Below are 24,051 nucleotides of genomic sequence, written 5' to 3'. Positions count from 1 at the left end.
AGTTAAATCACCGACAGATCCAGCATCGCTTTACTCAGCAATATCCCATTCGGATCGGCATACAGAATATCACCGGGATAAACCAGTGTATGTGCCACAGTTAACGTGACATTTCTGTCACCCGTCTGGCGCTTTTCAGTCTTAAACGGACAAGTTGCAATGGCTTTCACACCAATGGCCATCTCTCCCAGTGCGACCACATCTCGCACGGCACCGTTGACGACAATACCTTCCCAGTTGTTTTTCACCGCCAGTGCTGCCAACTGATCCCCCAGTAATGCCCGGGTCAGAGAACCATGGCCATCAATCACCAGCACTTTGCCTGTCCCATCTTCATTGAGGATCTCCCTGACCAGACTGTTATCCTCAAAGCACCGAAGTGTCACCACTTCCCCATAAAACACTGGCTTGCCGCCAAAATCACGATGCTGCAGCGGTAACCAGCGTACGTCCGTCTCATAGTGGTCACACAAATCCGGCAATAGATCTTTCATCTTGCAACTCCTTTATGCTGATCCTTCAATGTGAAGATAAGTTTGCCATGCCCCCAGCACTGTCGGGGTCAATCCCTGCTTCTCAAGCAACACAGGAACCAGAGTCAACTGCTGCTGAGTCACCCAGTACAGGGCATTTTGATGCCAGCGGGCAGCAATCTTGCGTGCTGATACCATGTCAATGGCAACGGCCAGACTCGGTTCATGCCAGCTTCCGTCCGGCGCACTGCAATCCAGCGGCTGAAATGAATACCCCAACTTGAATAACGCCGCTTCAAGGCTGGCCTGCCGCTGATGATTTTCCTTACAACTGAGCACAATACTTTCAGGATTAAATGCTGTTAAAATAGCAAAGGTTGTGAATGGGAGAGCCTGATCCGCACGGAAAATTATCTGCTGATAGTTTTGCCATAACCGGTACAGAGCCTGCGAGTCTGACTCCCCAGATGACATTGCATGACTGACCGTTTGTCTGCTGCTTTCCGCCATGAGTCCGAATCCTGTTCTGTTGAAGAAACTTTTAACAGCCGCATTTCATTGCTGAAACAACAAATTGTTTGAGCTATAACAATAAGATAGTGGTTCTGACAGGCTAGTATGCCATGACAAATTCGAAAAAACCGGGCACATTACAATAAAATCATATTGTTAGTGCGCTGTTAAATGCATACAATCGTCAGCATCCAAGGGAAATTGTAGCCAGTTCCGTAAAAGTCGGGTTTTTCAGTGGTGATATTTGAGCGTCTGCTGAAAAATGAGGATGGCGTACCAGCAGGTAGTTGAAAAGACGAGTGCAAACTGCAACAGTTCTGTTACTTTGCCTGTGATCGAATTATTTTTATAGAATTAACATATTCTGTGTTAGACCAGATTCCGTTTTGAGTAATTAGGTACTGCCAATGCAAACCCCTCACATTCTAATTGTAGAAGACGAGCAAGTAACACGTAACACCCTGAAAAGCATCTTCGAAGCCGAAGGGTATACAGTATTTGAAGCCAGCGACGGTGCAGAAATGCACAAGATGCTGTCGGAGCATCCTGTGCACCTGGTCATCATGGACATTAACCTGCCAGGTAAGAATGGCCTGCTGCTTGCTCGTGAGCTGCGTGAGCAAGGCGATATGGCACTGATGTTCCTGACAGGCCGCGACAACGAAGTCGATAAAATCCTGGGTCTGGAAATCGGTGCGGATGACTACATCACCAAGCCTTTCAACCCAAGAGAACTGACCATTCGTGCACGCAACCTGCTCACCCGTGCGATGAGCCAGGGTCTGGCAGCCGAAGATCGCCGTCTGGTTGAGCGTTATGAATTCAACGGCTGGTCACTGGAACTGAACAGCCGCTCACTGGTCAGCCCAAGCGGTGAACAATTTAAACTGCCGCGTTCTGAATTCCGTGCCCTGCTGCACTTCTGCGAAAATCCGGGCAAAATCCAAACCCGTGCCGAGCTGCTGAAGAAAATGACCGGCCGCGATCTGAAGCCACACGATCGTACTGTGGATGTAACCATCCGCCGGATTCGTAAACACTTCGAATCTGTCGCAGATACCCCGGAAATTATTGCCACCATTCATGGTGAAGGTTACCGCTTCTGCGGTGATATCGAAGAAGGCTGAGAAGCGTTCTGATTCAACTTCTCGAAAGATGAAGTAAAAAGCGTCGCAATGCGACGCTTTTTTTATGGATAACGAGTATGGATACCGAGTTGATACGTGCCGAAGAGCCGCTTATTTTTCCTGGCTCTCCAACCAGCCTTTCAACAGCGTCAAATCGTTCTGGTAGCTGTTTTTAATTTCATCCACCCAGTCTTCGATATTCTCCCACCAGGCCGGAAGCTCAGGGGACTGCGCCTTCTGCGCCACCTGCTGGATGCGCTTGAGTCCGATCGAACCCGCCGCCCCTTTAATCTTATGGGCTTCAAACTTGATGCCATCCTGATCTTTAGCCGTCATGTTCGAGTCCAGGATCGCCAGATATTCCGGCATCATGGTCTCGAACATTTCAATTGAGTCGAGTACTGGCTTGGTGCCGACAATATCGACGTAAGAACTGAGCATTTCAAAATCAAGCAGCTTGTTCAGCGTCTCTTCACTCATCGCCGTTTCCTGTGGATCCACAGAGGCAACCTCGTCCGCCGGCGCATGTTCCGATTCTATCAAGTGTTCAATGACAGTATTAATGGCTTTGACACTGAGCGGTTTACTGATGGCATCATCCATCCCCTGCTCCAGATATTCACCTTTATCTTTAATCACATTGGCCGTCAGCGCGACCAGTGGTGGCAATTGACGATAGCGGGCACGCAGCACCTGGGCAATCTCAAACCCTGTCATATCCGGTAGCTGAATATCCAGGAGCACCAGATCGTACTGCTCAGGTTCAAACGCTGCCAGCGCTTCATCGCCACGCATTGCAACCGTGACCTGATGACCCAGCCCCTCCAGAAGCGCCCTGGCGACTGTGATATTCAGTTCGATATCTTCCACCATAAAAATGCGCAGCGAGCGCTGGGCCAGCACCGGAATTTCCTCATCTTCCGTGATCTGTTCAAGCAGTGGCACACAGATAGTCACCGTAAAGGTACTCCCTTCGCCCACTTCAGAGCTGATCTGAATGTCTCCCCCCATCATATTCACCAGTTGTCGCGACACAGCCAGGCCGATACCAGTGCCAACCGCATGCAGATTGTCCTGACCCTGTTTGACCTGATAATACATCGCAAACACTTTATCCAGCTCGGACTCAGGAATACCGATACCACTGTCTTCAATTTCGAAGGTAATTTCAGCCTGCTGTTCATCCAGCAACTCACTGCTGATCGACAGAATCACGCCCCCCTCTTTGGTGAATTTAGTGGCATTGCTGATCAGGTTCCACAGCACCTGACGCAGCCGGGTGCCATCCACCTGGACATAAGACGGCAGCTCGCTGAGTTGCTCCAGATCGAAGCGCAACCCTTTCTGCTCGGCCATCAGACCGGAAATATTCCCCATCTCTTCAATAAAGGCATGAAAATCCAACGGGGCTGGTAACAGCTCAAGCCGACGGCGATCCGACTTATCCATATCAATGATGTCATTGAAAATATTGCCGAGCGTGATGGCACTGACATAAATCGTCCGCATGTAACCCCGCTGCGGATCACTCAGCGGCCCCTCCAGCAACATTCGGCTCAGACCAACGATCCCGTTCAGCGGGGTGCGCAATTCATGACTGATCGTTGAGATAAAGGCTGTTTTCTCACGGCTGGCTTTTTCCTGTGCTTCCTGATATTGCTTGCGCTCCGTAATGTCGCGACCAAAGCCCATCAGACCCAAACGCCGGCCATCACGACTGTAAAAAGGTACTTTCCGCAGCTCAAAAATCGCTTTGCGGCCATCCGGATATTCCAGCCACTGCTCATACGTCAGAGAGACATTCTGGGTGAACACTTGCTGATCCGTTTCGACAATCTTACTGGCCACTTCTTCGCTGTAGACATCCCAAGGCGTCAGACCAACCAGCTCCTGCTCGGTTTTCCCGGTCAGTTCGGCCATGGCCCGGTTACAACCCGAAAACTCATTTCTTTCGTTCCGGTAGTAGATCAGATCCGGTGACGCATCCAGGAAAGATTTCAGTAAGGCACTCTGCTCTGCCAGTTCTAACTGGGCACTTTCACGCTGGGCAACTTCGCTTTCCAGATCTTCCATCGCAATCTGGCGCTCATCCTCTGCTTTGATCCGGACTTCAATTTCCTGATTCAGCTGCGTGATATTGTCTTTCAGCTGCTTATTCAGCGTCAGATCCCGCGAGCGCATTTCTTCCAGTTTGCTCACCAGCTTTGACAGTCGCTGACGGGAATCCTCAAGCTGATCCACCACAACCGACAGGAAATACACCGCCCAGGGGGTGATCAGCAAACCGAAAAACACAGAGCGGACGATATCAATGTTCAGCACCTCGCCTTGCAAGGCCAGCGTCACGCCGACTTGCACCACCACCGCCAGCGCCACCAGTGCCAATGCCAGCAGCAGGCTGAATCGTACAATGCCCAGTTTCACCAGCAGATCGACATAGAACTGCGCCAACATCTTGATTTGTTTCATGGATTATCCTGTCACAATAAAATGCTGCCCGCAGGCAGCATCAGAATTCATCGAGTTCTGCCATCAGGCGGGTGGTGTTCCGCCCATCAGCTTTTGCTTTATATAGCGCTTTGTCAGCCATCGCAATCAATTCACCGTAATCCTGATTCGGCATTGGCGTCATGGTCGCAACTCCCAAACTGACCGTCAGAATGTCGCTGATATCGGAAAACCCATGGAGAATGGCTTTCTCCGCCACTTTCTCGTGAATTTTTTCCGCAACCACCTCACCGCCACACAGCGGTGTATTCGGCAGCAGGAAAGCAAACTCTTCGCCGCCATAACGAGCCACTTCATCGGTCTCACGCCGAATCACACTGTCAAAGACCTGCGCGACTTCCAGCAGTGCCCAATCCCCCTGCTGATGGCCATAGTTGTCGTTATAAGCTTTGAAGCTGTCAATATCACACAGGATCAAGGTGAGCGGCTGTTGTTCTCGCATATGGCTGTGCCAGAGTTTACGTAACTGCTCGTCAAAGCTACGGCGGTTCGCCACTTTGGTCAGACTGTCGACAAAACTCAGCTCCTGCAGTTCCATAATGGCATCAGCAAGCTGCTGCTCCGCTTGCTTGCGTTCGGTCACGTCCCGAGCAATCAGCAGAATCCCCGCGGAACCATCCGTCGGATCGCGGTAAGGTGATTTCACAATCTCATACCAGACTGGCTCCCCCGTCTCCAGAATCACATAGGCGTCGGTCTTGACCGTGACCCCCTCTTTCAACACCTTGATGTCAGTCTGGTAAAACTCCTGCAGCATTTCAGGATCAATGACATTGCGGGCCGTTTTGCCAATGAGTTCCCGGGCGCTGAAGCCCAGTACTCTGGCAAAAGGTTCATTACAGCCCACATAAACGCCGTGCTCATTGTACAAGCCAATGGGATCCTGACTGGCATTAAGAATCGAATTGAGCAACGTATTTCGCTGGGCAAGGATTTGCTCCGTCACTTCACGTTTCTCAATTTCCTGCTTGAGGCTTTCCTGCATTTCATGCCAGTCCGTCACATCATGGCTGATTGTGAGCATACCGATAACCTGGCCTTCTTCATCCGTCATGGTTGTCTTGTTGGTTTCCAGCAAACGACTGGAGCCATCTGGTGCCGTGGTCCAGGTATGAATCACAGGCACATCCCCAATGCCGCTCGGATCGCCCTGAATCAGTCCCTCTTCGCGACGCCCCCGCCAGAACCGGTCAAAGGCGGTATTGGTACCAAGGATATTGCCGGCTTTATCCTGAAAATAAACCAGTTCAGACAGAGAATTCAGCACGCGCTGGAACACGCGCTGCTCAAGCTGAATATAAGGATTGCTCTGCTTGGCAGGTGCCACAAAAAACAGTAGCCAGGCGGTCTGCCAGCGATAACTCATCAGCTGACCAGAGATCAGCACCCGGATCGTTTGATTCCCCCCCAGCCGGAGTGTTTCCTCCACATTATCAAACCCGGTTCCCGACTGCACCGGGCGCAGGACATCAGCCATCATTTGTGGACCAATCCCTTCCGGATAGTAATAGCGCCGTCCAACTTTACTCACCCCCAGCATGTCCTGGCAGGCTGCGTTCGCATAAAACAGTTCACCGTCTTTGCTGCGGACAATCGCAGCCGCAATGGGCAGACGGGAAATCGTCGCATGAAGTCGGCGGAAAGCCAGGCGCCCTAAATGGTGAATCAGCCAGGCACCCAGTGAGGTCAGAATCGCCATCATCAAAAATGCCATGCCAATGACCGACAAACTCAAACTCTCTTCGGAAGCGCCCCATGCCGGAACCGCGGTACAGGCAGCACCTGCAAGCGTGATACCGTGTCTCTTCTGCATGTCTGTTCCTCTCTGCAGCCTTTCCAGACCAGTCCCGCTGGCATCTCACTGCACCTCTGAATACATGCCGACAATTTAACACAGTTGCAAGAAGCTGCTGTATATGGCGTTTTTTTAATATGCCAAATAGTGATGTTTGGCACTCCTCTGCGTCAAGGTTCTGTCACTGTTTACATTCACGCAGCCAGAGTAATCTGCTGGTGATGTCCAAAAACCACGACTCAAGATGCCAAAAAATCAACCTGAAATAAAATAACGAAAAATACAAACCTAATTCTGTCTTCATTCATGTCTTTCACAAAACATAAACACAATAACAATTCACACAAACAACATTTTAACGAATTTTTAATCAAAAATATGACTGAGAAGCTAGCTTTCTCCGCAATAGCGACACCTGAAATCAGATTTAGTGATAGTAATTCACCAGACAGTTCTGTAATATATTTTCATTGTGTGTATTAATTAACCAGATCGCCATCCGTGAGGATGGCTTTCATGTCTTGGCTCTGCGGCAATGTGCTGACGTATCCGAGACCTCCTGTCATCGCAAGCCAGCCAGCGCAAGATGCACGGCTGGCCCAGCGACGCAGGCATAACAATAAAGGAATCGCAGACGGAGGAACCGTCTGCTCTACACTGGAAGGATGTAGTTATGACAGATCATGCGTTGAATGGTCAGGGGCTGTATGTCCCTGAAATGGAGCACGATGCCTGTGGTATCGGCTTTGTCGCCCATCTCAAGAACCGCAAATCCCACCAGGTGATCACCCAGGCTCTGGATATGCTGGCACGGATGGAACACCGTGGCGGTCAGGGCTGTGACCCGTGCAGTGGTGACGGCGCCGGTATTCTGCTGCAAAAGCCTCATGAATTCCTGCTTCAGGAATGCCAGAAAATTGGCCTCACGCTGCCTGCATTTGAAGAGTATGGTGTGGGCGTCATCCTGTTCCCCAAAGACGAAGACAAACGGGAACAATGCCGCGAAATTCTGGCCCGCAATGCCCAGCGTCTGGGCCTGACGGTTCTGGGTTACCGGGTGCTGCCCACCGACAACAGCATGATTGGTGCCGATCCACTCAGTACTGAGCCTCAGTTCGAGCATGCATTCGTGACGGGTGGCAGTGACATGCCTCAGGCAGAACTTGAGCGGAAACTGTACGTACTGCGTAACTACACCATCCGTGTCTGTCTGGAAAGCGTCGCAAACATCGGCGACGACTTCTACATCAACGCATTCTCCAGTAAGACCCTGATCTACAAAGGACAGCTCACCACCGAGCAGGTCCCGCAATATTTCCTGGATTTACAAAATCCAGCCATGGTCAGTGCCCTGGCGCTGGTTCACTCGCGTTTTTCCACCAACACTTTCCCGAGATGGCGTCTGGCTCAGCCTTTCCGTTATATTGCCCACAACGGTGAAATCAACACCGTGCGCGGGAACCTGAACTGGATGAAAGCGCGGGAAGCCCTGTTGCAATCAGAGCTGTTCAGCGAAGAAGAGCTGAAAATGCTACTACCGATTTGTCAGGAAGGCGCATCCGACTCGGCAAACTTCGACATGGCGCTGGAACTGCTGGTGCTGTCCGGCCGCAGCCTGCCGCACGCCCTGATGATGCTGATCCCGGAAGCCTGGCAGGAAAACCCGGCAATGGATCCGAAACGCCGTGCTTTCTACCAGTACCACGCCAACCTGATGGAACCCTGGGATGGGCCGGCTTCCGTTTGCTTCACCGATGGTGTCACCGTGGGAGCAACACTGGACCGGAACGGCCTGCGTCCGTCACGTTATACCGTGACCAAAGATGATTTTCTGGTGATGGCGTCTGAATCAGGCGTTGTGAACATCGCCCCGGAGAACATCCACTTCCGCGGCCGCCTGCAACCGGGCCGAATTTTCGTGGCCGATCTGGAACAGGGCCGTATCGTCTCCGACGATGAAGTCAAAGACAGCATCGCCGCTGCCCAGCCGTATGAAGACTGGGTCAAAGACAACCTGCTGCATCTCAAGGATCTGCCGGCATCCGCTTACAGTCACACCCAGCCCGAGGCTGAAAAACTGTTACATCAGCAGCAGGCGTTTGGCATCAGCAATGAAGAAGTCAACGACATCATTCTGCCGATGGCAAACGACGGCAAAGAACCGCTGGGTTCCATGGGTGCCGACTGGCCGCTGGCGATCCTGTCGCATCAGTCACAGCATCTGTCGCATTACTTCAAGCAACTGTTTGCTCAGGTGACCAACCCGCCGATCGACCCGATCCGTGAACGCATGGTGATGTCACTCAAAACCTATCTGGGTGAAGATCAGAACCTGCTGAGCGAAGGCCCGTCTCACTGCCAGAAGTTGGAACTGGACTCACCGGTCCTGAGCGATGCCGAACTGGAAAAACTGCGCGCCATCGACAAGCCACATCTGCAAGCCAAAACACTGGACATCGTCTTCCCGGCCAGTGATGAGGCCGGTAAGCTGGAACAGGCGCTGAATCATCTGTGTCAGCACGCTGAAGATGCCGTCAACGATGGCTACTCGATCCTGATCCTGAGCGACCGTCCCGTCAACTCGCAGCATGCCCATATTCCAGCCATGCTGGCCGTCGGGGCCGTTCACCACCACCTGATCCGCAAGGGCCTGCGCGCGAAATGCGATCTGGTTGTTGAAACCGGGGATGCCCGAGAAACGCACCACTTTGCGACCCTGATTGGCTATGGTGCCAATGCGATCAACCCGTACATCGTGACCGAAACGATTGTGTCACTGCAACAGCGCAACAAACTGGATCAAGCTACGCAAGTTGAGACCTATTTCAATCACTTCCGCAATGCCGTCAACGGCGGTCTGCTGAAGATTTTCTCGAAAATGGGGATCTCAACCCTGCAGTCTTACCATGGTGCCCAGATTTTTGAAGCGCTGGGGATCAGCAAAGCCGTGGTGGACAAATACTTCACTGGCACAGTGTCGCGGATTCAGGGTCTGACCCTGGATGACATCGCCAGAGAAGTACTGATCCGTCACCGCATCGGTTATCCGCTGCGGGATATTCCGCTGCAAATGCTGGATGTCGGTGGCGTCTATCAGTGGAAACAACGCGGCGAAAAGCACCTGTTCAACCCAACCACGATTTCGCTGTTGCAGCAGTCCACTCGCGGTAAAGATTACAGCCAGTTCAAAGAGTACTGCCACGCAGTCGACAGTCAGGGCGACCATGCCGCCACCCTGCGCAGCCAGTTACAATTTAACACTGACCCAAGCCGCAGCATCCCGCTGAGTGACGTCGAACCGATTGAACAGATCCTCAAACGTTTCGCCACCGGTGCGATGAGCTTTGGTTCAATTTCCTACGAAGCGCACTCGACCCTGGCCGTGGCCATGAACCGGATTGGCGCGAAGTCGAACTCCGGTGAAGGCGGTGAAGATCCGGCACGTTTTGAGAAGAAAGAAAATGGCGACTGGGAACGCTCTGCCATCAAGCAGGTTGCCTCTGGCCGTTTCGGCGTCACCTCTTATTACCTGACCAATGCTGACGAACTGCAAATCAAGATGGCTCAGGGGGCCAAGCCGGGTGAAGGGGGTCAGCTACCGGGGGATAAGGTCGATGACTGGATCGGCGCAACCCGTCACTCCACACCGGGTGTCGGCCTGATTTCACCACCACCGCACCACGATATTTACTCGATCGAAGATCTGGCGCAGCTAATCTACGACCTGAAAAATGCCAACCGCAAGAGTCGGGTCAACGTCAAACTGGTTTCTGAAGCTGGCGTCGGCACCATTGCATCCGGTGTTGCCAAAGCCAAAGCAGACGTGGTTCTGATTGCCGGTTTCGACGGCGGTACCGGTGCTTCACCGATTTCATCCATCCGTCACACCGGTCTGCCGTGGGAACTGGGTCTGGCGGAAACGCACCAGACACTGTTGAAAAACGGCCTGCGCAACCGCATTGTGGTCCAGAGTGACGGCCAGATGAAAACCCCGCGTGACCTCGCCGTCGCAACCCTGCTCGGTGCCGAGGAATGGGGTGTCGCCACCGCTGCGCTGGTCGTGGAAGGCTGTATCATGATGCGCAAGTGTCATAAGAACACCTGCCCGGTCGGAATTGCGACCCAGAACAAGACGCTGCGTGAACGCTTCGACGGCCGTGTGGAAGATGTCGTCACCTTCTTCCAATACATGGCCGAAGGTCTGCGTGAAATCATGGCTGAATTGGGTTTCCGCACCATTGATGAGATGGTCGGTCAGTCGCAGCATCTGAAAATCCGCGACAACATCGGTCACTGGAAATACAAAAATCTGGATCTGAGCCCGGTTCTGCATCTTGAGCCGGCCCGAGCAGAGGATGGTATCTACAACCAATGCAGCCAGAACCACAATCTGGAAACAGTGCTGGATCGCCAGTTGATTGATGCGGCACAGCCAGCACTGACGCGCGGCGAAGCGGTGAATGCAGAATTCGCGATCACCAATATCGATCGCAGCGTTGGGACTATGCTGTCGAACGAAATCTCCAAAGTTTACAAAGACACTGGTCTGCCGCAGCCCATGCACGTGAAGTTCAAAGGCTCCGCAGGTCAGAGTCTGGGCGCTTTCCTGGCGAAAGGCGTCACCTTTGAAGTCGAAGGCGATGCCAACGACTACTGGGGCAAAGGCTTGTCCGGCGGTCAGCTGGTACTCTACCCCGATGCGCAATCCGACCTGATTGCGGAAGACAATATCATTGTTGGTAACGTCTGCTTCTACGGCGCAACCTCAGGTGAATCGTTCATCCGCGGAAAAGCCGGTGAGCGCTTCTGTGTCCGTAATTCCGGTGCCCGTGTGGTGGTCGAAGGTGTGGGTGACCACGGTTGTGAATACATGACCGGTGGCGTGGCCATCATTCTGGGCCAGACCGGCCGTAACTTTGCTGCGGGCATGAGCGGCGGTGTCGCGTACGTTTGGGATCAATTCAACGACTTTGAAAGCAAGCTCAACCCTGAACTGGTGGATCTGGATCCGCTGGACAGCGAAGACATCGCACTGCTGAAAGACATGCTGACCCGACATCAGCAACTGACGGGCAGTACGGTCGCGGAAACTTTCCTTGGCAACTTCGAGGACAACCTCAGACATCTCGTCAAAGTCATGCCACGCGACTACAAAGCCGTACTGCAAAAACGCAAAGCAGCCACGGAAGCACAGGACAAGGAAGCACTGGAGGTGAGCCATGGGTAAGGCAACCGGATTTCTCGAACACGGCCGTGAACTGCCGTCGAAAATCGCCCCTGAAGTCCGTATTCAGGACAACAATGAATTCGTTCTGAACGACGAATTCGGCAGTAAAATCAATACACAGGCATCACGCTGCATGGATTGCGGTGTGCCTTTCTGTCACAACGGCTGCCCGATCGGCAATATCATTCCTGAGTTCAACGATGCGGTCTACCGGGACAGCTGGGAAGAAGCCTGGCACATCCTGAGTTCGACCAACAACTTCCCGGAATTTACCGGACGCGTGTGTCCGGCACCTTGTGAAAGTGCCTGTGTCCTGGGGATCAATCAGGATCCCATTACCATCTGTAATATCGAGAAGACCATCGTTGAAACTGCGTACCGTGAAGGCTACGCAAAGCCAAAAAAACCGCGCAACCGGACCGGCAAAAGCGTGGCAATTATCGGCTCCGGCCCGTCCGGGCTGGCAGCGGCTGAACAACTCAACAGCGCCGGCCACACGGTTACCGTCTACGAGCGGGACGAAAAAATTGGCGGCCTGCTGCGCTTTGGCATCCCGGATTTCAAGCTCAGCATGGGCGTGATTGATCGGAAGCTGGATATGATGGAACAGGCGGGTATTCAGTTTGTTGTAAATGCGCACATTGGTGTGGATATTGACGCCCGTGAGCTGCGCAAACAACATGATGTAGTCCTGCTGACCGGCGGCTCCACCGTGCCTCGCAATCTGCCGATCCCGGGCCGTGAGCTGAAAGGCGTTCACTTCGCGATGGAATTTCTGGGCCAGAATAACCGCCGAGCCAACAACATGGATCTGAAAACAGCAGAGATTCATGCTGCCGGTAAACATGTGGTAGTCATCGGTGGCGGTGATACAGGGTCAGACTGTGTGGGCACCTCAAACCGTCACGGCGCTGCCAGCATTACGCAGGTCGAAATCATGCCAATGCCACCGGAAAAACGCCCGGTGAATCAGCCCTGGCCGGCCTATCCGATGATTCTGCGCACGTCGACTTCCCATGAAGAAGGCTGTGACCGCTATTGGAACATCCTGACCAAAGAATTCATCGGCAATGAAGAAGGTCAGGTGACTGCACTGCGGATCGCAGATATCACCTGGAACGAAGCGAAACCGGGTGAGCGCCCGGGTTTTACAGAAGTTGCCGGTTCAGAGCGCATCATTCCTTGCGATCTGGCGTTTCTGGCGATGGGTTTCCTGCATCCTGAACCTCAGGGTGTCCTGGCTCAGCTCAATATCGCACTGGATGAACGTGGCAATGTCGCCACCCAGGATTTTGCGACCAACCAGCCTGGCATATTTGCTGCTGGAGATATGCGAACCGGGCAGTCATTAGTTGTGCGTTGTATCAATGAAGGCCGGGAATGTGCCCGTGAAATTGATGCCTACCTGATGGGTGATTCTAAGCTGGAAGCGAAAGACCATTCACTTATGCTATCTGAATCCTGATTCCTCTGGATTTTATCCTAAATTTCAAAGCCAGCTTCAATGAGCTGGCTTTTTTATTCACGTTTAATCAGAGCTTTATTCTTTTTAACATTATTTTTACCTCAGAACAAAATCCTCTTAGTTTTGACGCAAAAAAGTCATCGAAACCGCCCCGACAAATGTAAACAAAATATTTCAAAAAAATATTAATCACCGTTAAATCATACAGATAAGATCATGACTTTGAATAATTTAGAATTTATGACCAGAATTAAAGAAAATTTGACCTTTTTGTAAATTGCCGTTAGTTTGAAAGTCCGCTGGAAGCAAGCGTGACAATCAGGGAGATTGTCATAATTATGCAGTAACCCTGCTCAATGGAGCAGGCGCAAGGGAGAGTTGCAATGACACTGTATGACCCAAAGCTGGAAAAAGATAATTGTGGCTTCGGCCTGATCGCCCATACAGAAGGCGAAGCCAGCCACAAGTTGGTCCGTACCGCAATATCGGCCTTGGATCGTATGACACACCGGGGCGGCATCGCTGCGGATGGCAAGACCGGTGATGGCTGCGGCCTGCTAATGAAAAAACCGGACGGCTATTATCAGCTGGTTGCCAAAGAACAAGGCTGGCCACTGGCCCGCGAATATGCCGTCGGCATGCTGTTCCTCAGCCAGGATCCGGTGCTGGCCGAGCAAGCCCGCACGATTATTCAGGAAGAACTCAGTCAAGAAACCCTGTCCATTGCTGGCTGGCGTGATGTACCAGTCAACCCGCAGGTTCTGGGCCCAATCGCTAAAGATTCCCTACCGGCGATTGCTCAGGTCTTTATCAACGCACCGGCAGGCTGGAAACCCCGGGATGTGGATCGTCGTCTTTATATTGCCCGTCGCCGCATTGAACAACGCATTCAAAACGATCCGGACTTCTATATCTGTAGCCTGTCAACGCAGGTCATCGTCTATAAAGGGCTGTGTATGCCCGCCGACCTGCCGAAGTTTTACAAAGACTTAGGCGATTTACGTCTGGAATCCTCAATCTGTCTGTTCCACCAGCGATTCTCGACCAATACTCAGCCCCGCTGGCCGCTGGCACAGCCTTTCCGCTATCTGGCACACAACGGTGAAATCAACACCATTGCCGGAAACCGGCAGTGGGCGCGTGCCCGTGCCTATAAGTTCGCCTCCCCGCTGCTGCCGGATCTGGCGACGGCGGCACCATTCGTCAATGAAACCGGTTCAGACTCCTCCAGCCTGGATAATATGCTGGAACTCTTCCTGTCTGGCGGGATGGATCTCTTCCGAGCCATGCGATTGCTGGTACCGCCGGCATGGCAGAATCACCCGGATATGGACCCGAAACTGCGCGCTTTCTACGACTTCAACTCCATGCACATGGAGCCGTGGGATGGCCCGGCAGGCATCGTGATGTCCGATGGCCGCTATGCGGCCTGTAACCTGGACCGCAACGGCCTGCGTCCGGCCCGTTATGTGATCACCAAAGACAAGCTGATCACCCTGGCCTCTGAAATCGGCATCTGGGATTACGCCCCGGATGAAGTGGCCGAGAAAGGCCGCGTCGGCCCCGGTGAGCTGTTGGTCATCGATACAAAATTTGGCAAAATCTGGCATTCTGCCGACATTGATAACGAGCTGATGGAACGCCATCCGTATAAAGAATGGCTGGATACCCATGTGCGTCGTCTGATGCCGTTCGAAGAGATGGGCGACGATCAGGTCGGCAGCCGGGAGATGTCTGCCGACGAGCTGAACAGCTATCAGAAACTCTTTGCCGTCAGCCGCGAAGAACTGGATCAGGTGCTGCGTGTGATGGGAGAAATGGGTCAGGAGGCCACCGGTTCCATGGGTGATGATGCCCCGATGGCCGTGTTGTCCTCCAAAGAGCGCCTGATCTCTGACTACTTCCGTCAAATGTTCGCTCAGGTCACCAACCCGCCGATTGACCCGTTGCGTGAGAAACACGTGATGTCACTGGCGACCTGTATCGGCCGCGAGATGAACGTCTTCTGCGAAACCGACGGTCACGCCCATCGCGTTGCCTTCAAATCACCGATCCTGCTTTACTCCGATATGGTGCAACTGCTGGGACTTGACGATCAGCACTACCGCAACAGCATCATCGATATCAACTTCGATCCGAAAGAAAAAGATCTGAAGCAGGCGATTGTCGATCTGTGCGATCAGGCCGAACGACTGGTTCGCGGCGGTACTGTTCTGGTAGTGCTGTCTGATCGCGGGATCAGCGAAGAAAAACTGCCGATCCCGGCTGCAATGGCCGTCGGTGCCGTACAAACCCGTCTGGTCAATGCCAGCCTGCGCTGTGACGCGAACATCATTATTGAGACCGCGGCGGCCCGTGACCCGCACCAGTTCGCTGTGCTGCTGGGCTTTGGTGCAACCGCCGTTTATCCTTATCTGGCGTATGAATCGCTGGCGCAGCAAATCGACAGCGGTGCCATCAACAAGCCTTACCGCGAAGTCATGCTGAACTTCCGCAACGGTATCGACAAAGGTCTGTACAAGATCATGTCGAAAATGGGAATTTCAACCGTGGCCTCTTACCGTTGTTCGCAGTTGTTTGAAGCCGTTGGTCTGCATGCGGACGTGATTGAACTCTGCTTTCAGGGCGTTTCGAGCCGGATTCAGGGCGCAAATTTTGAAGACTTCCAGCAGGATCTCTTCAACCTGTCCCGCAAAGCCTTTGTGAAACGCAAACAAATTGACCACGGCGGCCTGCTGAAGTTCGTTCATGGCGGCGAATTCCATGCCTATAACCCGGATGTGGTGACCACGTTACAAAAAGCGGTGAAAAGCGGTGAGTACGAGGATTATCTGGCCTTTGCTAAGGTCGTCAACGAGCGTCCGGCAGCAACCCTGCGTGACCTGCTGAAACTGAAAGAGTCCGACAACCCGATCGACGTTGTGAATGTTGAAGCTGCCACCGAGCTGTATAAACGCTTCGACTCTGCGGCGATGTCCATCGGTGCGCTGAGTCCGGAAGCACACGAAGCACTGGCAATTGCCATGAACCGTCTGGGTGGTTTCTCGAACTCCGGTGAAGGGGGTGAAGATCCACGCCGCTTTGGCAACGAGCGTAATTCCCGTATCAAACAGGTGGCTTCCGGCCGCTTTGGCGTGACCCCGCATTATCTGGTCAACGCCGATGTCATTCAGATTAAAGTCGCGCAAGGTGCAAAACCGGGCGAAGGCGGCCAGCTGCCGGGCCATAAAGTGACCACAGAAATTGCCAAACTGCGTTATGCCGTACCGGGTGTCACTTTGATTTCGCCGCCACCGCACCATGATATTTACTCAATTGAGGATCTGGCTCAGCTCATTTTCGACCTCAAACAGGTCAACCCAAAAGCCATGGTCTCCGTCAAACTGGTGTCTGAACCGGGCGTCGGTACCATTGCCACCGGTGTGGCAAAAGCTTACGCCGACCTGATCACCGTCTCCGGTTATGACGGCGGTACAGGTGCCAGCCCACTGACTTCGGTGAAATATGCCGGTAGCCCGTGGGAACTGGGACTGGCCGAAACACAGCAGGCACTGGTCGCCAACGGCCTGCGTCATAAAATCCGCCTGCAGGTGGATGGTGGCCTGAAGACCGGCCTGGATGTGGTGAAAGCTGCGATTCTGGGTGCCGAAAGCTTCGGATTCGGTACCGCACCGATGGTCGCACTCGGCTGTAAATACCTGCGTATCTGCCACCTGAATAACTGCGCCACAGGCGTTGCCACCCAGGATGACACGCTGCGTCGTGACTTCTTTAAAGGGCTGCCAGAGCAGGTCATGAACTACTTCATCGGTTTGGGTGAGGAAGTCCGCGGACTGCTGGCCAAACTTGGGGTTGAAAAGCTGACCGATTTGATTGGCCGGACCGATCTGCTGGAAGTCGTGGCTGGTTTCACGGCCAAGCAAAGCAAGCTGGATCTGAGTGACCTGCTGCATGCGCCGACGCCGGTCGAAGGGAAAACCCTGTATTGCAGTGAACCAAATACGCCATTCGATACCGGCGTCCTGAACCAGAAACTGGTCGATGAAGCCCTGCCTGCGGTTGAAACCCAAAGCGGTGCCGAGATTTATCTGGATATTCGCAACACCGACCGTTCGTTCGGTGCCCGGTTGTCCGGTGAAATCGCTCAGCGCTACGGTAACCAGGGCATGGCTGCGAATCCGGTCAATGTGCATCTGTCCGGTACCGCAGGACAGTCCTTCGGCGTCTGGAATGCCGGTGGCCTGAACCTCTACCTGACCGGGGATGCCAACGACTACGTCGGGAAAGGCATGACCGGTGGGATCATTACCATCCGTCCGCCTGTTGGCTCAGCTTTCAAGTCGCACGAATCGACCATTATTGGTAACACCTGTCTCTATGGTGCAACCGGCGGGAAGCTGTTTGCAGCCGGGAAAGCCGGTGAACGTTTTGCGGTCCGGAACTCAGGCACCATTGCGGTCGTTGAAGGTGCCGGCGACAACGCCTGTGAGTATATGACCGGCGGTATCGTGGCGATTCTGGGCCACACCGGCGTGAACTTTGGCGCGGGGATGACAGGCGGCTTTGCCTACATTCTGGATGAAGTCGGCGACTTCGCCGGCCGGGTGAACCCTGAACTGATCGAAGCCCTGCCATTGGAGGATCTGGCGATTCATCAGGAGCACCTGCGTGGTCTGATTGACCGTCATCTGGAAGAAACCGGCTCAAGCCGTGCACAGGAAATTCTGGCCAACTTTGATCAATGGATCCCGAAATTCTTCCTGGCTAAACCGAAGTCGGCAGATGTGAATACACTGCTGGGTCACCAAAGCCGCTCAGCTGCTGAGCTACGCGTTCAGGCACAATAAGGGAGGGAATCCAATGAGCCAGAACATTTACCAATTTATCGATGTTGAGCGTGTTGATCCGCCAAAGAAGCCGATTGCAATCCGTAAAATCGAATTTGTCGAGATTTATGAACCCTTTACCCAGCAGCAGGCCAGCGCACAGGCTGACCGCTGTCTGGACTGCGGCAACCCTTATTGTGAGTGGAAATGTCCGGTTCACAACTACATTCCACAATGGCTGAAACTGGCAAACGAAGGCCGGATTCTGGAAGCCGTGGAGCTGTCGCATCAGACCAATACCCTGCCAGAAGTCTGCGGCCGGGTGTGTCCTCAGGATCGTCTGTGCGAAGGCTCCTGTACCCTGAATGACGACTTTGGTGCAGTCACCATCGGGAATGTCGAAAAATACATTACCGACAAAGCGTTTGAGATGGGCTGGAAACCGGATATGTCCGGCGTGGAATGGACGGACAAGAAAGTCGCCATCATTGGGGCCGGACCGGCGGGTCTGTCTTGTGCCGACATTCTGGTGCGCAACGGCGTGAAGCCTGTGGTCTTTGACCGCTATCCGGAAATCGGCGGTCTGCTGACCTTCGGCATTCCATCGTTCAAGCTGGAAAAAGAGGTGATGATCAATCGCCGCCGGATTTTCACCGAAATGGGTGTCGAGTTCCGTCTCAATACAGAAGTCGGGACAGACGTTCAGCTCCAGGATCTGATCGATGAGTACGATGCCGTCTTTCTCGGCGTCGGCACCTACAAATACATGCGTGCCGGTCTGGCCAACGAAGATGCTGCCGGCGTATACGATGCCCTGCCTTTCCTGATTTCCAACACCTACCGGGTGATGGATCTGGAAGAAAACGCACCGGCATATATCGACATGGCCGGCAAACGCGTTGTGGTGCTGGGTGGGGGTGACACCGCGATGGACTGCGTCCGGACCTCCATTCGTCAGGGGGCGAGCGATGTCATCTGTGCCTACCGCCGTGATGAAGCCAACATGCCCGGTTCGCGCCGCGAAGTGAAAAATGCCCGCGAGGAAGGTGTGAACTTCATGTTCAACCTTCAGCCGCAGGGGATTGAAGTCAACAGCAGTGGTCAGGTGACGGGTGTCAGGGTCGTGAAAACAGCGCTGGGTGAGCCGGATGAAGCCGGACGTCGCCGTCCGGAGCCGGTCGCAGGCAGTGAACATGTTCTGGAAGCCGATGCGGTCATCATGGCCTTTGGTTTCCAACCACATGCCATGCCGTGGCTGGAGAGCTTTGACGTCGCACTGGACCCGTGGGGCCGAATCCAAACCAGCGGCCAACATGCGTTCCAGACGACCAATGAGAAAATCTTCGCCGGTGGTGATGCGGTTCGCGGTTCCGATCTGGTGGTCACCGCCATCGACGAAGGCCGCCGGGCTGCTGACGGGATTCTCGACTTCCTCGGCCTGTAAGGGCTTTCATCAACACAGACAAGCGAGCGGCCCGCCCCGCTCGCTTTTTTATGCCAGTTCTTTTGAGATCAGTTCTTTTGAGCCAGGGCTTCACGACTGGCACCAACCCGCCGCCTTTTCACTGATGGCTGGCATTGCTACAATCTCCCCCATTCGCCGCACAGCACGCGGTTCACTTGAAAGAAAGAGATAACATCAATGAAAATCGGCATTATTGGCGCGATGGAACAGGAAGTTGCTTTCCTGAAAGACCAGTTGGACAACTGCGAAGTTCTGAAAAAAGGCGGCTGTACTTTTTATACCGGCAGCCTGAACGGTGCAGACGTTGTGCTGCTGCAATCCGGGATTGGTAAAGTGGCAGCCGCAGTCGGTACAGCAGTCCTGCTGGAAATTTTTGAGCCGGATGTGGTGCTCAATACCGGTTCTGCCGGGGGCTTCGATACCAGCCTGAATGTGGGTGATGTGGTGATCTCCACAGAAGTCCGTTACCACGACGCCGACGTCACTGCATTTGGCTATGAAATCGGTCAGATGGCACAGCAACCTGCCGCTTTCCTGTCGGATGAACAACTGATGCAGACAGCAGAACAGGCGCTGGCTCAGCTCGACAAAGAAACCCATGCGGTACGTGGCCTGATCTGCACCGGCGATGCCTTCGTATGCAGTGCCGAACAACAACAGCGTATCCGTACTCACTTCCCGCAAGTGGTTGCCGTAGAAATGGAAGCCGCTGCCATTGCACAAGCCTGTCACCAGTTCAACGTGCCTTTTGTTGTGGTGCGTGCCATTTCTGATGTTGCGGACAAAGAGTCCCCGATGAGCTTTGAAGAATTCCTGCCGCTGGCGGCGAAAAGCTCTTCTGCCATGGTGGTGAAAATGACGGAGCTGCTGAACCGCTCATGAATGAAATGCTCGCGCTCCTCAATCAGCATCCGACCCTGCTGGCGATGTGGGGGGCGCTGGCATTGCACTGGTTGCTGCCTGTTCCGGCCAGTATCCATCCCCTGCATACCTGGCAGCAAATCGCCGTTCAGCTCGCACTCCGGGTCAATAAAGACACCGACACGCCGCGCCAGCGCACCTTATCCGGCGCACTGGCCTGGGCAACCATGTGGCTGACGGTGCTGATCCTGCTGGTCGCTTTTTATCAGCTGGTCTGGTTCGACAGCCTGTTTCATCTGGTGCTGCTCTGGGTCGCGCTGGGCTGGAAAGAAAGCCGCCGTTTCAGTCAGCAGTTTATTCAGGCCTATAGCCGGGAAGATAAAAATAGCTGCCGGGAGCAACTTGCACTGGCTTTGAACCGGAAAACCGACAACCTCTCGCTGCTGGGCCTTGGCAAAGCCTGCGCGGAAACCCAGTTACTCAGCTATGGCCGTCAGGTGGCTGCCGTGTTGTTCTGGTTTGCGATTGCCGGTGGCTTCGGTGCCATTCTCTACCGACTGGCCGTCAGTCTGGCCCGTTGCTGGTCACCCAGCCGCAGCCAGTACCGGTATTTTGGTTTACCCGCAGTGCGGGTTCTGGCGGCGCTGGATATTGTCCCCCTGCGTTTACTGGCCATCGTTGTCAGTCTGGGCAAAAACAGCCAGGCTGCCTTCCGAGGATTACGGGAACAGGGCGAGCACTGGCAACTGCCGGGGCCGGGCTGGCTGCTGACAGCCACCGGCCACAAACTCCAGCTCGCGCTGGGTGGCCCGGCCATTTATGACACCAGTAAAATGGAGCGTCCGCGTCTGGGAGGTCGTATTGCCCCTGCGGCACTCCATCTGTCTCAGATCGACAGCCTGCTCCAGCAACGCCTGTGGTGTTGGGTGGCCATGCAGAGTCTGCTGATGTTTCTGATGGGGAGCCTGTTGTGAAACCAATTTTTTTACTGCTGCTGAGCGTGCTCTCGTTCACGATTCAGGCCAGCGAAATCCAAAAGCCGCAGCGCATTATCAGCCTTGCCCCGCATACGACGGAACTGGCCTATGCAGCCGGACTGGGCGAGAAGCTGATCGCCGCCAGCGATTACAGCGATTACCCGCCGCAGGCACTGGCACTAGAGCGGGTTGCCAATTACCGGGGCATCAAACTGGAACGGATTCTGGCCCTGAAACCAGATCTGATTCTGGCCTGGAAAGGCGGAAACCCGCCCCGGGAAATGGCAAAACTGGAACAGCTCGGCATCCAAATTTTCTATTCGCACCCGACCAGTCTCGCCGCCATTGCAGACAGCCTGGAAGCACTGGGGCAATTTGCTGAAGAACCATCTGTCGCCCGGCAGGCTGCTGACGACTTCCGGCACACCCTCACCCAACTGGAACAAGCGAATCGTCACAAGTCAGCCGTGCGTTATTTCTACCAGCTCGGTAGCTCGCCACTGATGTCCATGTCCGGCAACAGCTGGCCCAGCCAGGTGTTCAGCATCTGTGGCGGGGAGAATATTTTTGCCGACAGCCCGGTCGCGTACCCGCAAGTCTCTAAAGAACAAGTGATCGTCCGCCAGCCAGAAGCGATGTTTGCCGCCTTTGGCAGCGCCGGCCCGGATCCGCAGGTTTTCAGTCTGTGGCAGTCCTGGCGGGAGCAAATTCCTGCCATGAAGCGTCAACAGCTCTATCAGGTGGAAGTTGACTGGCTGAACCGACCGACCCCGCGTGCCTTACTGGCAGCTAAAACTATCTGTAAGCAACTGGATGAAGTGCGCCAGCGAGAAACCGAATAGGGTGTGAATGAGTTCACAAAGCCAGCGTAATCGGTTGTGCGTATTACATTTCGCCGTACAATCTCTGCCGCTTTGACTGTGGTGTGGTCAGCCAGAACACCACCGTCCGTTCATTCTGGCTATTCGCAGAGGCGTTATGCTGATTTACTCCCTTGATATGTTTGGCACAGCCATTTTTGCCATCTCCGGCGTACTGCTGGCCGGGCGACTGAGAATGGATCCCTTTGGCGTCGTGGTCCTGGCCAGTGTGACGGCCATTGGTGGCGGCACCATCCGTGACATGGCGCTGGGTGCGACCCCGGTATTCTGGATCACAGACACCAACTATCTGTGGGTGATTTTCGGCACCTGTCTGCTGGCTATGCTGGCCATTCAGAATCCACGGAAAATGCCCTGGTACTTCCTGCCTGTGGCCGATGCCATCGGTCTGGCCGTGTTTGTCGCAATCGGTGTCGAAAAAGCACTGCGTTTTGGCGCTTCCCCGATGGTTGCCGTGATCATGGGCGTCATTACCGGATGCGGCGGCGGGGTCATCCGGGATGTATTAGCCCGCGAAGTGCCCATGGTGCTACGAACAGAAGTGTATGCCACCGCCTGTATTCTTGGTGGTGTGGTTCATACGCTGGGCCTGTACTTTGGTCTGGAGACCGCGTTCGCCAGTATCTGCGGCATTGTCACCACACTGTCGATCCGGCTGGCTGCCATTCGCTGGCACCTGTCATTGCCAACCTTTTCGCTGCGAAACAGCTGATCTTTCTGCCATCAGCGCGTGGGACTGCGTCTTCGGAAAAACCAGAAGAGCAACGCCAGTCCCGCGATTGCAGCCACACTCCAGAAAGCTTGCTGGTGATGATGGTAAAACAGACCAATTTGCCCGATCTCTTCATGGAAATAGGCCGGGCCCATGCCAAACACCACCAGCCAGATTCCAACCGCCAGGGTATTCCCTATCAGAAAATGATGCCGTGGCATCTGCGCCATACCGCAGCCTAAACACATCAGCTGTTTCAATCCCTCAAGAAAACGGCTGAGCACCAGTCCCATCACCCCATACTTGTCAATAAACCCATGAACTTTCTCAACGGAAGCGGGCTTGAGCCATCCCCGCTGCTCGACCACATGCGAAAATTTTGAGCCGACCAGATACCCGGCCGTATTCCCCAACCAGCTTGACGCACCTGCAACCGCAAGCACCGCTGGCAAGGAAAATGTCCCACTGACAGAAAGATAGCTGGCCACAATCAATAAAGACTGACCTGGCGCTGGGATCCCCAGACCTTCAACAGCAATTGCCAACGCCAGCACGGTATATCCGTACTCCTGCATGAGGGGGGCCAGATCCTGTACCAGATTCGCCATACCTTATTCTTTCTCCGGGACTATTGATGAATGCTCCCCATGCTATACCGATTTCACATTCTGAGAAAGCTTCCCTCGCCCAATTAAATAAACAAAAAACTTTACTTAACTAAAATCCAACCTATTATGTAAACAAAATACTTTACTAAAAAGAGCATCACTCAAGCCAGGAGGCACCCATGCAACCCTACGTCGAACACGCCAATATCACCGTCCGTCATTTAGAAAATACGATCCGCTTTCTGCAAACCGCGATCCCGGAATTCTCAGTCCGCCATCAGGGTCAGCAACCCACGTACCGCTGGTGTCATATTGGCACCGACGCAACTTATCTGGCTTTACAAGAAGTGATTGAACGCGACCAGATCGACCGCCATCCCTACCGCGATCTGGGGATCAATCATATTGGTCTGGTTGTTGAAGATATCTTGCAGGTGCGTGCCCGGTTGCTTGATGCCGGGTACCGGGAAAACGATTTAGAAACCGATCACCCCTGGCGCAAACGGGCTTACTTCTTTGATCAGGATGGAATCGAGTGGGAATTCATACAATATCTAAGTGATGACCCGGTTCAACGCAACGACTATTCCTTGTAAGCACAAATATCAGGAGA

At 53.8% G+C, this 24,051-nt stretch carries 15 protein-coding genes; 10 read left to right on the top strand and 5 right to left on the bottom strand.

Annotated features, from left to right (window positions below):
* Positions 1 to 2: 2 nt before the first annotated feature.
* Positions 3 to 494, bottom strand: coding sequence for a putative 4-hydroxy-4-methyl-2-oxoglutarate aldolase (locus EA58_RS16265; protein ID WP_036755173.1), 492 nt, complete (start codon positions 492 to 494; stop codon positions 3 to 5).
* A gap of 12 nt (positions 495 to 506) precedes the next feature.
* Positions 507 to 983 (bottom strand): DUF3293 domain-containing protein, encoded by a 477-nt coding sequence (locus EA58_RS16260; RefSeq protein WP_051642158.1) that lies wholly within the window; start codon positions 981 to 983, stop codon positions 507 to 509.
* A gap of 410 nt (positions 984 to 1,393) precedes the next feature.
* On the opposite strand from EA58_RS16260, the gene arcA reads away from it, so the two are divergent.
* A complete protein-coding gene (gene arcA, locus EA58_RS16255) occupies positions 1,394 to 2,113 on the top strand; it encodes a two-component system response regulator ArcA (protein WP_036755170.1) in 720 nt (239 codons plus the stop codon).
* Between the two features lie 111 nt (positions 2,114 to 2,224).
* On the opposite strand, the gene arcB is transcribed toward arcA, so the two are convergent.
* Together arcB and EA58_RS16245 are read right to left on the bottom strand one after the other, a co-directional pair.
* A complete protein-coding gene (gene arcB / locus EA58_RS16250; RefSeq protein ID WP_036755168.1) occupies positions 2,225 to 4,582 on the bottom strand; it encodes an aerobic respiration two-component sensor histidine kinase ArcB in 2,358 nt (785 codons plus the stop codon).
* A gap of 40 nt (positions 4,583 to 4,622) precedes the next feature.
* Positions 4,623 to 6,434 (bottom strand): diguanylate cyclase domain-containing protein, encoded by a 1,812-nt coding sequence (locus EA58_RS16245; protein WP_051642157.1) that lies wholly within the window; start codon positions 6,432 to 6,434, stop codon positions 4,623 to 4,625.
* Between the two features lie 655 nt (positions 6,435 to 7,089).
* Here EA58_RS16245 and gltB (EA58_RS16240) point away from each other — a divergent pair.
* The 8 genes from gltB (EA58_RS16240) (at position 7,090) to EA58_RS16205 (ending at position 22,830) form a co-directional block, all read left to right on the top strand.
* Complete coding sequence (gltB, locus tag EA58_RS16240; protein WP_036755166.1) at positions 7,090 to 11,643, top strand: glutamate synthase large subunit; 4,554 nt, start codon at positions 7,090 to 7,092, stop codon at positions 11,641 to 11,643.
* Positions 11,636 to 13,108, top strand: a complete 1,473-nt coding sequence (locus tag EA58_RS16235) for a glutamate synthase subunit beta (protein WP_036755163.1) — start codon at positions 11,636 to 11,638, stop codon at positions 13,106 to 13,108. Before gltB (EA58_RS16240) ends, EA58_RS16235 begins: the two co-directional genes overlap by 8 nt.
* 383 nt (positions 13,109 to 13,491) lie before the next feature.
* Positions 13,492 to 17,955, top strand: a complete 4,464-nt coding sequence (gltB, locus tag EA58_RS16230; RefSeq protein WP_036755159.1) for a glutamate synthase large subunit — start codon at positions 13,492 to 13,494, stop codon at positions 17,953 to 17,955.
* A gap of 13 nt (positions 17,956 to 17,968) precedes the next feature.
* Positions 17,969 to 19,378, top strand: coding sequence for an FAD-dependent oxidoreductase (locus tag EA58_RS16225; RefSeq protein WP_036755157.1), 1,410 nt, complete (start codon positions 17,969 to 17,971; stop codon positions 19,376 to 19,378).
* A 198-nt stretch (positions 19,379 to 19,576) separates the two neighbouring features.
* Positions 19,577 to 20,281, top strand: a complete 705-nt coding sequence (gene mtnN, locus EA58_RS16220; protein ID WP_036755155.1) for a 5'-methylthioadenosine/S-adenosylhomocysteine nucleosidase — start codon at positions 19,577 to 19,579, stop codon at positions 20,279 to 20,281.
* Positions 20,278 to 21,234, top strand: a complete 957-nt coding sequence (locus EA58_RS16215) for a cobalamin biosynthesis family protein (protein ID WP_036755154.1) — start codon at positions 20,278 to 20,280, stop codon at positions 21,232 to 21,234. Before mtnN ends, EA58_RS16215 begins: the two co-directional genes overlap by 4 nt.
* Positions 21,231 to 22,079, top strand: coding sequence for a vitamin B12 ABC transporter substrate-binding protein BtuF (btuF, locus tag EA58_RS16210; RefSeq protein WP_036755151.1), 849 nt, complete (start codon positions 21,231 to 21,233; stop codon positions 22,077 to 22,079). Before EA58_RS16215 ends, btuF begins: the two co-directional genes overlap by 4 nt.
* Positions 22,080 to 22,215: 136 nt before the next feature.
* The gene (locus EA58_RS16205) at positions 22,216 to 22,830 is read left to right on the top strand and encodes a TRIC cation channel family protein (RefSeq protein ID WP_036755148.1); all 615 of its coding nucleotides are present in this window, start codon (positions 22,216 to 22,218) and stop codon (positions 22,828 to 22,830) included.
* 11 nt (positions 22,831 to 22,841) lie between these two features.
* Here EA58_RS16205 and EA58_RS16200 read toward each other — a convergent pair whose 3' ends face one another.
* Positions 22,842 to 23,438, bottom strand: coding sequence for a DedA family protein (locus tag EA58_RS16200; RefSeq protein ID WP_036755145.1), 597 nt, complete (start codon positions 23,436 to 23,438; stop codon positions 22,842 to 22,844).
* Positions 23,439 to 23,617: 179 nt separating this feature from the next.
* Between EA58_RS16200 and EA58_RS16195 the strand changes: the two genes are divergently transcribed.
* Positions 23,618 to 24,034 (top strand): VOC family protein, encoded by a 417-nt coding sequence (locus tag EA58_RS16195; RefSeq protein ID WP_036755142.1) that lies wholly within the window; start codon positions 23,618 to 23,620, stop codon positions 24,032 to 24,034.
* The last annotated feature ends 17 nt before the right edge of the window (positions 24,035 to 24,051 follow it).

It is taken from the genome of Photobacterium galatheae, from assembly GCF_000695255.1.
In the GTDB taxonomy this organism is placed as follows: domain Bacteria; phylum Pseudomonadota; class Gammaproteobacteria; order Enterobacterales; family Vibrionaceae; genus Photobacterium; species Photobacterium galatheae.
The sequence above is the reverse complement of the archived record's forward strand: the minus strand, read 5'-3'. Positions and strand labels throughout refer to the sequence as shown.